The 12,562-nt window shown below is 58.7% G+C and carries 12 protein-coding genes; 9 read left to right on the top strand and 3 right to left on the bottom strand.

Going from position 1 to position 12,562, the window contains the following annotated elements:
* Window positions 1–116 precede the first annotated feature (116 nt).
* Together JN524_RS20325 and JN524_RS20320 are read right to left on the bottom strand one after the other, a co-directional pair.
* A complete protein-coding gene (locus tag JN524_RS20325; protein ID WP_098965625.1) occupies window positions 117–461 on the bottom strand; it encodes a pentapeptide repeat-containing protein in 345 nt (114 codons plus the stop codon).
* A 91-nt stretch (window positions 462–552) separates the two neighbouring features.
* Window positions 553–2,109 carry an AAA family ATPase gene (locus JN524_RS20320; protein ID WP_202370504.1) on the bottom strand — a complete coding sequence of 519 codons (1,557 nt, stop codon included), beginning with the start codon at window positions 2,107–2,109 and terminating at the stop codon, window positions 553–555.
* A gap of 116 nt (window positions 2,110–2,225) precedes the next feature.
* On the opposite strand from JN524_RS20320, the gene mrcB reads away from it, so the two are divergent.
* Genes mrcB through JN524_RS20305 form a run of 3 tightly spaced genes read left to right on the top strand, consistent with a single transcriptional unit; the run spans window position 2,226 to window position 5,657 of the window.
* Window positions 2,226–4,550 (top strand): penicillin-binding protein 1B, encoded by a 2,325-nt coding sequence (gene mrcB / locus JN524_RS20315; protein WP_202370503.1) that lies wholly within the window; start codon window positions 2,226–2,228, stop codon window positions 4,548–4,550.
* 16 nt (window positions 4,551–4,566) lie between these two features.
* Complete coding sequence (locus JN524_RS20310; protein ID WP_202370502.1) at window positions 4,567–5,322, top strand: hypothetical protein; 756 nt, start codon at window positions 4,567–4,569, stop codon at window positions 5,320–5,322.
* Window positions 5,322–5,657, top strand: coding sequence for a YqcC family protein (locus JN524_RS20305; protein WP_202370501.1), 336 nt, complete (start codon window positions 5,322–5,324; stop codon window positions 5,655–5,657). The genes JN524_RS20310 and JN524_RS20305 overlap by 1 nt, the downstream gene beginning before the upstream one ends.
* 100 nt (window positions 5,658–5,757) lie before the next feature.
* On the opposite strand, the gene JN524_RS20300 is transcribed toward JN524_RS20305, so the two are convergent.
* Entirely contained in the window at window positions 5,758–6,174 is a 417-nt protein-coding gene (locus JN524_RS20300; protein ID WP_202370500.1) for a DUF4124 domain-containing protein, read from the bottom strand.
* 399 nt (window positions 6,175–6,573) lie between these two features.
* Here JN524_RS20300 and JN524_RS20295 point away from each other — a divergent pair, with 399 nt between their 5' ends.
* The 6 genes from JN524_RS20295 (at window position 6,574) to msrQ (ending at window position 12,549) form a co-directional block, all read left to right on the top strand.
* The gene (locus JN524_RS20295; protein ID WP_098968456.1) at window positions 6,574–8,298 is read left to right on the top strand and encodes an acetolactate synthase 3 large subunit; all 1,725 of its coding nucleotides are present in this window, start codon (window positions 6,574–6,576) and stop codon (window positions 8,296–8,298) included.
* A 2-nt stretch (window positions 8,299–8,300) separates the two neighbouring features.
* Window positions 8,301–8,792 (top strand): acetolactate synthase small subunit, encoded by a 492-nt coding sequence (ilvN, locus tag JN524_RS20290; RefSeq protein WP_003205610.1) that lies wholly within the window; start codon window positions 8,301–8,303, stop codon window positions 8,790–8,792.
* Window positions 8,793–8,840: 48 nt separating this feature from the next.
* Window positions 8,841–9,857, top strand: a complete 1,017-nt coding sequence (gene ilvC, locus JN524_RS20285; RefSeq protein WP_007959661.1) for a ketol-acid reductoisomerase — start codon at window positions 8,841–8,843, stop codon at window positions 9,855–9,857.
* 146 nt (window positions 9,858–10,003) lie between these two features.
* Window positions 10,004–10,861, top strand: a complete 858-nt coding sequence (gene pssA, locus JN524_RS20280; protein ID WP_202370499.1) for a CDP-diacylglycerol--serine O-phosphatidyltransferase — start codon at window positions 10,004–10,006, stop codon at window positions 10,859–10,861.
* Between the two features lie 63 nt (window positions 10,862–10,924).
* Window positions 10,925–11,938 (top strand): protein-methionine-sulfoxide reductase catalytic subunit MsrP, encoded by a 1,014-nt coding sequence (gene msrP, locus JN524_RS20275; protein ID WP_202370498.1) that lies wholly within the window; start codon window positions 10,925–10,927, stop codon window positions 11,936–11,938.
* Window positions 11,938–12,549, top strand: coding sequence for a protein-methionine-sulfoxide reductase heme-binding subunit MsrQ (msrQ, locus tag JN524_RS20270; protein WP_202370497.1), 612 nt, complete (start codon window positions 11,938–11,940; stop codon window positions 12,547–12,549). Before msrP ends, msrQ begins: the two co-directional genes overlap by 1 nt.
* Window positions 12,550–12,562 lie beyond the last annotated feature (13 nt).

Here is a 12,562-nt window from a genome sequence, read left to right as displayed (position 1 = left end):
AGCCTGCTCGCGACAGCGGCGTAAAAGCCGACATCCATTTTGAATGTCAGTCGGCTATCGCGAGCAGGCTCACTCCTACAAGGGGAGGGTGTTGTGTCAGGGGCTGCCGATGGTGCTCAGCGTGTGCGATAGCGCAGGCGGGTGCCGAAATTCATCGACATCAGGATCTCGTCCGCACTCAGTTCCGGCGGGAAGTACGCGCCGGAAATCTGCGCATGCGCCAGGCTCGCGCCTTCGAGTGATGCATTACGGAAGTCGATGCCACGCAAATCGGCAGAACGGAAGTAGGCGTCCCGAAAATCCACGCCATCGGCGTTCAGTTCACGTAGATCGAGACCCCGGAAGTCGCCACCGACCATGTCGATCGGGCCGTCGTTCGGGCGTTCCTTGTTGAAGCCTGTGATGTCGTCTTTGTGCAGCAAGGCATAAAGCGGGGTGTCGAGAAGTTTCGGCTGGCTCATGTCACATCACCTGTTGGTTTTATGACGCCAGTATAGTGCCACTATTTGACGGCCGTGAAGCAAGCGAGGGCTTCACGGCCGAAATAGTTTCTTACAGGCCTGGCAGGCGCTGGCGGATCTGTGCAACTACGGTGTCGAGGGTCCCGCTTTCATTGGTCTGTACGCGTTTGCTGCGCAGAATCTCTTCTGGCGTCAGCGCTTCGCGGCTGGCCTGCTGGGCCTCGATCACCGCCAGCGTGGCGTCGGAAGGGTCCTTTTTGTCTGCCTGACGAATCGCCAGCCAGCTCTCGATCACGGCTTGCGGTGCGTTGCAGTCGAGGATCAGGAACGGCGTGCCGGTGGCCTCGGCCACTTGAGCGGCGTTGTCGCGTTGCTCGCGCTTGAGGTAGGTCGCATCGATCACCACCGGGAAACCGGCGTGTAGGATCACTCCGGCAATCTCATGCAGGCGGGCATAGGTGGCAACGCTGGCGTCGGCGCTGTAAATCCCGGCCTGCACGTCGTTGGCTACGGTCTGCTCGCCGAACAGGCGCTTGCGCTCGACGTCGGAACGCAGGCGAATCGCGCCCAGCGCTTCGACCAGACGCATCGCCACGTGGCTCTTGCCGACAGCCGATACGCCGTGGGTGATGGCCATGAAGCGCGATGGAATGGTGCTGTAGCTTTCCGCCAGGTTGGCGTAGTTGCGGTACTGGCGCAGGGTGGTGGCGCGCTGCACCGGGGTGGCGTCCGCCGGCATGCTGAACAGTGCAACTTTGGCGCGAACCAGTGCGCGGTAGGCTTTATAGAAGTTCAGCACTTCCAGGCCTTGATAGTCGCCGGTCAGCTCCAAGTACTGGCTGACGAAGCGGCGGGCGAGGGATTTCAGGCCACGGTCTTCCAGGTCCATCGCCAGGAAACCGGTGTCGGCCCAGACGTCAGTGAAGCGGAACGGTTCGTTGAACTCGATGCAGTCGAAGATCACCACTTTGCCATTGATGACAGTCGCGTTGCCCAGGTGAATGTCACCGTGGCATTCGCGAGTGAAACCCTCGGCCTTGCGCTGGCTGAACAGTGCCTTGAGACGATCGAAGCTGCTCTCGGCCCAGGCTTGCAGGGCCTCGAGTTGCAGCAGATCGTTTTTGTCGCTGAGGAACGGCAGGATCTGTTCGAAGTTCTGGCGCACCGGGGCCATCACGCTGTCCGGGGTACCGGCCTCGTGTTCGGCCGGGACTTTTGGCGCACTGAGGTGGAATTTGGCGATCTGCTCGGCCATTTCATCAATGTGCTGGGTGGTCAGCTCACCGTTGGCCTGCAGGGTGCTGAGCAGGCCGGTCTGCGGGAATTGAAGCATTTTCAGCACATATTCGATCACTGGGCCGTCGCCACCCAGTTGTGGCGCATCAACGCTGCCGGTCACTGGCAACACGTCCAGATACAAATCGTCGGTCAGACGCTGGTTCAGGCGCAGCTCTTCAGCACAGAAATGTGCGCGGGATTCGAGGCCGGTGAAGTCAAGGAAGCCGAAATTCACCGGCTTCTTCACTTTATAAGCAAACGGGCCGGTGAGGATCACCCACGAGATATGGGTTTCGATGACCTGGAACCCTTCGACGGGGTGCGGGTAGAGGGCCGGGTTTTGCAGGGCAGCGATCAGGGACTGGCTCACGGGCGATCCTTCAGAGACTGGGAAATTCGAGGCCGCCATTATGGCCGCTCGCCAGCCTGACGCAAACCTCGGAGCGCTCCTGTTGAGGATGAATAAAGTGCGTATAATCCGCCGCCATGACTCGAACTCGATCCCCCCGTACCAAGAAAAAACCAGTCTCCAAGGGCCTCAGCCCGTGGTTGAGCTGGGCCATTAAACTGAGCCTGGTCGGCCTTGTGGTGCTGGCCGGCTTCGCCGTTTACCTCGATGCCGTGGTGCAGGAGAAGTTCTCCGGCAAGCGCTGGACCATCCCGGCCAAGGTCTACGCGCGTCCGCTTGAGCTGTTCGTCGGACAAAAGCTGAGCAAGGAAGATTTCCTCACCGAACTCGATGCCCTGGGCTATCGCCGCGAAGCCGTGAGCAATGGCCCCGGCGCTGCAGCCGTCAACGGCAATACCGTTGATCTGAATACCCGCGGCTTCCAGTTCTATGAAGGCCTGGAAAAAGCCCAGCCAGTACGCGTGCGTTTCTCTGGCGACTATGTGGCCGAGCTCTCCGGGCTCAACGGCGGTAAATTGTCCGTGGTGCGGCTCGAGCCGCTGATGATCGGCGGCATCTACCCGAAAAACCTCGAAGACCGCATCCTGATCAAGCTCGATCAGGTGCCACCGTACCTGCTGGAAACCCTGGTAGCGGTGGAAGACCGCGACTATTACAGCCACTGGGGCGTGTCGCCGAAATCGATTGCCCGGGCGATCTGGGTCAACACCTCTGGCGGCAAGATGACCCAGGGCGGCAGTACGCTGACTCAGCAACTGGTCAAGAACTTCTACCTCACCAACGAACGCAGCCTGAGCCGCAAGCTCACCGAAGCGATGATGGCGATGCTGCTGGAGCTGCACTACGACAAGAAGGAAATTCTTGAGGCCTACCTCAACGAAGTCTTCGTCGGGCAGGACGGTCAGCGTGCCGTGCACGGTTTCGGTCTGGCCAGCCAGTTTTTCTTCGGCCAGCCATTGTCCGAGCTGAAGCTGCATCAGGTCGCGTTGCTGGTCGGCATGGTCAAGGGCCCGTCCTACTACAACCCGCGCCGCAACCCCGAGCGTGCGCTGGAGCGGCGTAACCTGGTGCTCGACGTGCTTGAGCAGCAAGGCGTGGCGACTGCCGAACAGGTCGAAGCGGCGAAGAAAATGCCACTGGGTGTGACCACGCGCGGCAAGCTCGCCGATAGCTCGTTCCCGGGCTTTATCGATCTGGTCAAACGCCAGTTGCGTGAAGACTACCGTGACGAAGACTTGACCGAAGAAGGCCTGCGGATCTTCACCAGTTTCGACCCGATTCTACAGATGAAAGCCGAAGCGTCGGTGAATGACACCTTTAAACGCCTGGCCGGACGCAAGGGCTCCGATGACGTGGAAGCGGCAATGGTCGTGACCAACCCGGAAACCGGCGAAGTGCAGGCGATGATCGGTAGCCGTCAGGCCAGTTACGCCGGTTTCAACCGGGCACTGGACGCCGTGCGGCCGATCGGTTCCCTGGTCAAGCCAGCGGTGTATCTGACCGCACTGGAAAAACCGAGCCATTACACGCTGACCAGTTGGCTGTCGGATGATCCGCTGTCGATCAAGGGCGCGGACGGCCAGGTGTGGAAGCCGCAGAACTACGACCGTCGCTCCCACGGCACAGTCTTCCTTTACCAAGGGCTGGCGCATTCCTACAACCTGTCGACCTCGCGTCTGGGTCTGGAAGTCGGTGTGCCGAATGTGCTCAAGACTCTTGCGCGTCTGGGGGTAACCCGGGAATTCCCGGCGTTCCCGTCGATGTTGCTGGGTGCTGGCGGCATGACCCCGATCGAAGTGGCGACCATGTATCAGACCCTCGCCAACGGTGGTTTCAATACGCCGATGCGCGGGATTCGCAGTGTGCTGACCGCCGAGGGCGAGCCGCTCAAGCGTTATCCGTTCCAGATCGAGCAGCGATTTGATCCGGCGTCCATCTACCTGATCCAGAACGCCATGCAGCGTGTGATGCGTGAAGGTACCGGCAGCTCGGTTTACAACGTGCTGCCCAAGACCCTGACGCTGGCCGGCAAGACCGGTACCAGTAACGATTCGCGTGACAGCTGGTTCGCCGGTTTCAGTCAGGATCTGCTGGCGGTGGTCTGGCTGGGTCGCGACGACAACGGCAAGACCCCGTTCACCGGGGCGACCGGTGCATTGCAGGTCTGGACCAGTTTCATGCGCAAAGCCGATCCGCTGCCGCTGGACATGCCACAGCCGGACAACATCGTGCAGGCGTGGGTCGATTCGCGTACCGGGCAAGGCTCCGATGCCAACTGTCCGGGGGCGGTGCAGATGCCGTATATTCGCGGCAGCGAACCGCCACCCGGCGCCGCGTGTGCAAGCGAAACGCCTGCCTCGCCGGAGTCGGTGATGGATTGGGTCAAGGGCTGGATGAATTAAGCAAAGAGGGTTTCAAGTGAACAAGTGGTTGATTCCAGCGGTGACTGCCGTGGCTTTGCTCAGCGGCTGCTCTACCGTACAGCGTGGTTCGATCCCGGTGGTGGACTCCGGCACAGCCGTATCCAACAGCGAACGGCTGTCGGCCAACGGCGGTTTCCGCAAGACGACGGTCAAACGCCCAGTCCAGGGCCAGGTGCAATCCCAGGCCATCCCGCAAGGCGATACCGGTGTGGTGGTGATGGTGCCGGGTGGTGGCGCCACGACATCGGCACCGATCAGTTCCTCGCCGATCGTTCCGGGCCCGGCTTCCGGCGGTATCACCGCGGGGCCGTACAACCCGTCGCCGGTCGAATCGGCACCGATCAACTCCGGCAGCTACAGCATGCCTTCGACGCCAAGCGGGATTCCTTCGGCCAGCAGTGGCGGTGGTCTGTCGGCGGACGAACAGCTCGATGGCCCGGTGCTCGCCTTGCTGACCACGGCGCAACAGCAGCAGGCCGGTGGCGACCTCAACGGTGCGTCTTCCAGCCTCGAGCGTGCTCAGCGTGTAGCCCCACGTGAGCCGCAAGTGCTTTATCGTCTGGCGCAAGTACGCATGGCTCAAGGTGACGCGCCACAGGCGGAGCAGTTCGCCCGTCGCGCACTGACCATGGCCAACGGTCGTCCGGACTTGCAGGCCAACCTATGGGAAATCATCGCGCAATCCCGTGAGAAACAAGGCGATTCCGCCGGCGCCGCTCTGGCTCGTCAGAAGGCCAAGGTTTCGCTGTGATGGATTCCCGTTTCCTGAAAATCGCCGATCAGTTGCTGCTGATCGAGCGTGAACTGCGCACGCAGGGTTGGTGGGACGAGGTCCAGCCATCAGCCGAAGCCCTTAGCAGTGTCGAACCGTTTTCGGTCGACACGCTGGATTTCGAGCAATGGCTGCAATGGATCTTCCTGCCACGGATGAAAATGATCCTTGAGCAGGATCTGCCTTTGCCCAACGCCTCGGGCATTCAGGAAATGGCTGAAATGGTCTTCGCCCAGCGCAATCTGCAGGGCAAGGATCGCCAGCTGCAGGTACTGCTCAAAGAGTTTGACCGGCTGATCACCGCCTCCCGCTAGAGCCGATCCCCTGTAGGAGCTGCCGAAGGCTGCGATCTTTTGATCTTGCTTTTGAAAACAGCATCAAAAGATCGCAGCCTGCGGCAGCTCCTACAGATTTTTAATCGCAGTTCTGCGCAATCTGCTTCTGTGCTTCGATGATGCGCTCCTGACGCTGCGCATCGTCCAGTCGCCGCAACTGCCCATCCACTTCTTCCCGCAAACGCGGATTGTTCTGCAATTGCGCCAGGTTCGTCCGTACCTGTTCGCAAAATGCCTTGAGCTGCGCCTGCTGCTCCGCCACCTGTTTCTTCACCTTGTCGTCGATGACTTTCTGATCGCCCAGCGCACCGCTTCCAGGCATGGCGGCAGGTTTCGGTGGGGGCGAGGAGGGCGTCTGCATAGTCGTCGCCGGCAGCCCTTGCGGTGGCTGCGCATCGAAGTGCGTGACGCCTTGGGCATCGACCCATTGGTAGATCTGAGCGGCCGAGCACCAGGGGCTGAGGCCGATCAGCAGAGTTAACAGAAGCGTTCGCATGCTGATTCCTTGGCAAAATTGCGCAATTGACGCTAACAGAGTAGCTGTTTTCAGGTTTTTTCTTGCGTTCTCATGTGCTTACCCACAATTAAGCACATTGACGGCTTGACTTGGAGAGGGCGAAACAGAAGAATCCAAAGTCCGCTGTAGAGGGACTGCCAGAAGCAGACCCGCTCGGTAGATCATGAGGCGCATATCCGCGTCGACCTGTTACACCCGCAACGCGTTACCTCGCGCTGGGTGGGAAAGGCCCGCAACACTTGGGACGATCCCAATACTTGCTCAGTCAGTGCTGACGTAGTCGGCGACCACCGTCGCTCATGCTCTGCCGAGAAGTAAACCTATTAAGACCCGCCCCTTTTGTGTGGACGGTATTCTGGCGTTTTAGAGGTGAACAACGTGGAGCTTTTATCTGGCGGTGAGATGCTCGTCCGCTTCTTGCGTGACGAAGGCGTCAAATATATCTACGGGTACCCGGGTGGTGCTCTCCTTCATGTTTACGATGCCCTGTTCAAAGAACCGGAAGTGACCCACATCCTGGTTCGTCACGAACAAGCGGCTACCCATATGGCTGACGGCTACGCCCGTGCCACCGGTAAAGCCGGCGTGGTATTGGTGACATCAGGTCCTGGCGCCACAAACGCCATCACCGGTATCGCCACCGCCTATATGGATTCGATTCCAATGGTGATCATTTCCGGTCAGGTGCCAAGCACCATGGTCGGCACCGACGCGTTCCAGGAAACCGACATGATCGGTATTTCCCGGCCGATCGTGAAACACAGCTTCATGATCAAGCACGCCTCGGAAATCCCGGAAGTCATGAAGAAAGCTTTCTACCTGGCGCAATCCGGTCGTCCGGGCCCGGTCGTGGTCGATATCCCGAAAGACATGACCAACCCGGCCGAGAAGTTCGAATACATCTTCCCGAAAAAAGCCAAGCTGCGTTCCTACAGCCCGGCCGTCCGCGGTCACTCCGGGCAAATCCGCAAGGCGGCAGAAATGCTCCTGGCGGCCAAGCGCCCAGTGCTCTATTCCGGTGGCGGCGTGATCCTCGGCAACGGTTCCGCACCGCTGACCGAACTGGCGAAAATGCTCAACCTGCCAGTGACCAACACCTTGATGGGCCTGGGTGGCTTCCCGGGTACCGACCGGCAGTTCATCGGCATGCTCGGCATGCACGGCAGCTACACCGCCAACCTGGCGATGCACCATGCCGACGTGATCCTGGCTGTCGGCGCGCGTTTCGATGACCGTGTGATCAACGGCGCGGCGAAGTTCTGCCCGAACGCCAAGATCATCCACATCGACATCGACCCGGCTTCGATCTCCAAGACCATCAAGGCCGACGTGCCAATCGTTGGTCCGGTGGAGAGCGTCCTGACCGAAATGGTCGCGATCCTCAAGGAAATCGGCGAGACCCCGAACAAGGAGTCCGTCGCCAGCTGGTGGAAGCAAGTCGATGAGTGGCGCGGTGATCGCGGCCTGTTCCCTTATGAAAAGGGCGACGGCAGCCTGATCAAGCCGCAGACCGTGATCGAGACCCTGTGCGAAGTGACCAAAGGCGATGCCTTCATCACTTCCGACGTGGGCCAGCACCAGATGTTCGCGGCGCAGTACTACAAGTTCAACAAGCCGAACCGCTGGATCAACTCCGGTGGCCTGGGCACCATGGGCTTCGGTTTCCCGGCGGCCATGGGCATCAAGTTGAGCTTCCCGGATGACGACGTTGCCTGCGTCACTGGCGAAGGCAGCATCCAGATGAACATCCAGGAGCTGTCGACCTGCCTGCAATACGGCTTGCCGGTGAAAATCGTCATCCTGAACAACGGCGTTCTGGGGATGGTTCGTCAGTGGCAGGACATGAGCTACGGCAGCCGTCACTCGCACTCCTATATGGAGTCGCTGCCTGACTTCGTCAAACTGGCTGAAGCCTACGGTCATGTCGGCGTGCGCATCACCGATTCCAAAGACTTGAAGTCGAAGATGGAAGAGGCGTTCGCCATGAAAGATCGTCTGGTGGTGATCGATATTTCGGTCGATACCAGCGAGCACGTCTATCCGATGCAGATCAAAGACGGCTCCATGCGCGATATGTGGCTGAGCAAGACGGAGCGTACTTAATCATGCGGCACATTATTTCCCTGCTTCTGGAAAACGAACCCGGCGCTTTGTCTCGCGTAGTCGGCCTGTTCTCGCAGCGCAACTACAACATTGAAAGCCTGACGGTGGCGCCAACCGAAGACCCGACTCTGTCGCGTCTGACGCTGACCACTGTTGGCCACGATGAAATCATCGAGCAGATCACCAAAAACCTGAACAAGCTGATCGAAGTGGTCAAGCTGGTGGACCTGTCGGAAAGCGCTCACATCGAGCGCGAGCTGATGCTGGTCAAGGTCAAGGCCACTGGCGCCCAGCGCGCCGAGATCAAACGCACCACCGATATTTACCGTGGACAGATCGTCGACGTCAGCGCCAGCGTGTATACGGTTCAACTGACCGGTACCAGCGACAAGCTCGACAGCTTCATTCAGTCCATCGGCACCGCATCGATTCTGGAAACCGTCCGTAGCGGCGTGACCGGCATTGCCCGCGGCGACAAAGTACTCAGCATCTAAACCAAATTAGCGAATGGCCTGAACGGCCTGGATATATAGGGGAAATTCATGAAAGTTTTCTACGATAAAGACTGCGACCTGTCGATCATCCAGGGCAAGAAAGTTGCCATCATCGGTTACGGTTCCCAGGGCCACGCCCAAGCGTGCAACCTGAAAGATTCCGGTGTCGACGTAACCGTCGGTCTGCGTAAAGGTTCGGCTACCGTTGCCAAAGCCGAAGCTCACGGCCTGAAAGTGACCGACGTGGCCGCCGCTGTTGCCGGCGCCGACCTGGTCATGATCCTGACCCCGGACGAATTCCAGTCCCAGCTGTACAAGAACGAAATCGAGCCGAACATCAAGAAAGGCGCCACCCTGGCCTTCTCCCACGGTTTCGCGATCCACTACAACCAGGTTGTTCCGCGTGCCGACCTCGACGTGATCATGATCGCGCCGAAAGCGCCGGGTCACACCGTGCGTTCCGAGTTCGTGAAGGGCGGCGGTATCCCTGACCTGATCGCGATATACCAGGACGCTTCGGGCAACGCTAAAAACGTTGCACTGTCCTACGCAGCTGGCGTGGGTGGCGGTCGTACCGGCATCATCGAAACCACCTTCAAGGACGAGACCGAAACCGATCTGTTCGGCGAACAAGCCGTACTGTGCGGCGGTACCGTTGAGCTGGTGAAAGCCGGTTTCGAAACTCTGGTTGAAGCTGGCTACGCGCCGGAAATGGCCTACTTCGAGTGCCTGCATGAACTGAAGCTGATCGTTGACCTCATGTACGAAGGCGGTATCGCCAACATGAACTACTCGATCTCCAACAACGCTGAATACGGCGAGTACGTGACCGGCCCGGAAGTGATCAACGCCGAATCCCGTCAGGCCATGCGCAATGCCCTGAAACGTATTCAGGACGGCGAATACGCCAAAATGTTCATCAGCGAAGGCGCTACCGGCTACCCTTCGATGACCGCCAAGCGTCGTAACAACGCCGCTCACGGTATCGAAATCATCGGCGAGCAACTGCGCTCCATGATGCCGTGGATCGGTGCCAACAAGATCGTCGACAAAGCCAAAAACTAAGTCGTCATCCTTGTACGAAAAACGCGGCCTCGGCCGCGTTTTTTCGTTTGAAACCGATGGTTCTGGTATAAAGCTGCATCGTTTGTGGCCGAACCGTCGTCACAGGCACCTGTCGAAACTTTCCAAACCGTTGCAAGGTAATGTCCATGAGCGAACGTCCCGAAGAGCCGAACCAGGCTTCTGACGCCGAAAGCCTGCTGCCCATCGATGAACATGTCGAGGAAGGGCACGACGCAGAAGGTCGTAAAGTCCGGCATCGTGGTATCTATCTGCTGCCGAATCTGTTCACCACTGCGAACCTGTTCGCAGGGTTTTATTCCATCATCAACTCGATGAGTGCCCAGGCTGCCTTGAGTGCCGGTGACTCTGCGAATGCGAGCAAGTATTTCGCCTTTGCCGCGATCGCAATCTTTGTAGCCATGGTGCTCGACGGTCTCGATGGTCGCGTAGCGCGCATGACCAATACGCAAAGTGCCTTCGGCGCCGAATATGACTCGCTGTCCGACATGGTCGCTTTTGGTGTCGCACCGGCGCTACTGGCCTTTGGCTGGGCATTGGGTGACATGGGCAAGGTCGGCTGGATGGTTGCCTTCATCTATGTAGCCGGAGCGGCATTGCGTCTGGCGCGTTTCAATACTCAGGTCGGTACGGCTGACAAGCGATACTTCATCGGCCTGGCCAGCCCGGCAGCTGCCGGCGTGGTCGCAGGCATCGTCTGGGCCTTCAGCGATTACGGCATTCAGGGTTCGAAGATGTCGTTCCTGGTCGCCTTGATGGTGGCGGCTGCCGGCATGCTGATGGTCAGCAACATCAAGTACAACAGCTTCAAGGAGCTGGACTTGAAGGGGCGCGTGCCGTTCGTGGCGATTCTCGCCGTGGTGCTGGTATTCGCCGTAGTGTTCAGCGATCCACCGCGCATTTTGCTGCTGGTGTTCCTCGGTTACGCCGCTTCCGGCCCTGTGCAATACCTGTTGCGTCTTCGTCGTCACAAAAAAGCCGAATGATGTAATTTCCCGCATACTCCGCAGTCTATGGGTGCATCTGTCCTCCAAAGCTGCGGAGTTGCCATGCTGATCAAAATCCCCAAAGCGTCCGACTGCCATGAGTCGGATGTCACGCCTGAATCCATTTATCTGTCCCGTCGCCAATTGCTCGGAGCTACCGCTGCCGGTATCGCCGTGAGCAGCCTGCCGCGTTGGGCCAGCGCTGAAGACGCGGCGCGTTATGCCGATGTCGAGCCGGGCAAGGCGCCTGCCTGGTTTGCCGATAAGCTCCCTTCTACCAAGTGGGGCGCCGTCAACGTCAAGGATGAGGCGATCACGCCTTATAAAGACGCGACCCATTACAACAACTTCTATGAGTTCGGCACCGACAAGGGCGATCCGGCGGCCAATGCCGGTTCGCTGAAAACCGAGCCGTGGAGCGTGGTCGTGGACGGGGAGGTGGGTAAGCCAGGGCGTTACGCGCTGGAAGACTTCATGAAGCCGTACCAGTTGGAGGAGCGTATCTATCGCCTTCGCTGTGTTGAGGCGTGGTCGATGGTCATCCCGTGGATTGGCTTTCCGATTTCTGCGTTGCTCAAGCAGGTCGAGCCGACCTCTAAGGCCAAATACATTCGCTTCGAAACCCTGCAGGATCCCAAGAGCATGCCAGGCCAGCGTTCGGGGTTCGCCCTGATCGATTGGCCTTATGTAGAAGGCTTGCGCCTGGATGAGGCAATGAATCCCTTGGCGATTCTGGCGGTTGGCATGTATGGCCGTGAATTACCGAATCAGAACGGTGCGCCGTTGCGTCTGGTGGTGCCGTGGAAGTACGGCTTCAAGAGTGTGAAGTCCATTGTGCGGATCAGTCTGGTCAGCGAGCAGCCCAAGACCACTTGGCAGAGCATCGCGGCAGATGAATACGGGTTTTATGCCAACGTGAATCCGACGGTTGATCACCCTCGCTGGACTCAGGCACGGGAGCGGCGTCTGCCGAACAGTCTGTTCAAGCCGAATGTGCGTGATACACAGATGTTCAACGGCTACGCGGATGAAGTCGCTTCTTTATATACAGGGCTCGATCTGCGGAAGAACTACTGATGCGATATCCGTTCTGGCGTATAGGCGTTTTCATTGCCGCAGCGATCTGGCCATTGCTCTGGTTTTATCAGGCGTTTGCCGATTTGCTCGGCCCGGATCCCGGCAAGGTGCTGGTTGATCGATTGGGGCTGGGGACGTTGGTATTGCTGTTGATTACATTGAGCATGACGCCGTTGCAGAAATTGACGGGGTGGGCGGGCTGGATTGCTGTGCGCCGTCAGTTGGGACTTTGGTGTTTTGCCTATGTGGTTCTGCATTTGTTCAGCTATATGGCGTTTATTCTCGGTTTCGACTGGTCGCAGCTGGGCGTGGAGTTGCGTAAGCGGCCGTACATTATTGTGGGGACGCTGGGTTTTCTTGGTCTGTTGGCGTTGGCGGTTACGTCCAATCGCTACAGTCAGCGCCGCCTGGGTGTGCGTTGGAAGAAACTGCATCGGTTGGTCTACGTGATTCTGGGGCTGGGATTGCTTCATATGTTGTGGATCGTGCGTGCTGATCTCAAGGAGTGGGCGATCTATGCCTTTATAGGTGCAATGCTTTTGCTGCTGCGTGTGCCTGCCATAGCGCGTCGAATCCCGCGTTTGCTGACTAAAAAGCAGGTTTTGCAATAAAACTGAAATTAAC

The organism is Pseudomonas sp. MWU318 (assembly GCF_016756945.1).
GTDB lineage: Bacteria > Pseudomonadota > Gammaproteobacteria > Pseudomonadales > Pseudomonadaceae > Aquipseudomonas > Aquipseudomonas putida_A.
The sequence above is the reverse complement of the archived record's forward strand: the minus strand, read 5'-3'. Positions and strand labels throughout refer to the sequence as shown.

Coding starts and splice junctions, on each gene's coding strand:
- JN524_RS20325 (WP_098965625.1), bottom strand. CDS start 461: ATGAGCCAGCCGAAACTTCTCGACACCCCGCTTTATGCCTTGCTGCAC.
- mrcB (WP_202370503.1), top strand. CDS start 2,226: ATGACTCGAACTCGATCCCCCCGTACCAAGAAAAAACCAGTCTCCAAG.
- JN524_RS20305 (WP_202370501.1), top strand. CDS start 5,322: ATGGATTCCCGTTTCCTGAAAATCGCCGATCAGTTGCTGCTGATCGAG.
- JN524_RS20300 (WP_202370500.1), bottom strand. CDS start 6,174: ATGCGAACGCTTCTGTTAACTCTGCTGATCGGCCTCAGCCCCTGGTGC.
- ilvN (WP_003205610.1), top strand. CDS start 8,301: ATGCGGCACATTATTTCCCTGCTTCTGGAAAACGAACCCGGCGCTTTG.
- ilvC (WP_007959661.1), top strand. CDS start 8,841: ATGAAAGTTTTCTACGATAAAGACTGCGACCTGTCGATCATCCAGGGC.
- pssA (WP_202370499.1), top strand. CDS start 10,004: ATGAGCGAACGTCCCGAAGAGCCGAACCAGGCTTCTGACGCCGAAAGC.
- msrP (WP_202370498.1), top strand. CDS start 10,925: ATGCTGATCAAAATCCCCAAAGCGTCCGACTGCCATGAGTCGGATGTC.
- msrQ (WP_202370497.1), top strand. CDS start 11,938: ATGCGATATCCGTTCTGGCGTATAGGCGTTTTCATTGCCGCAGCGATC.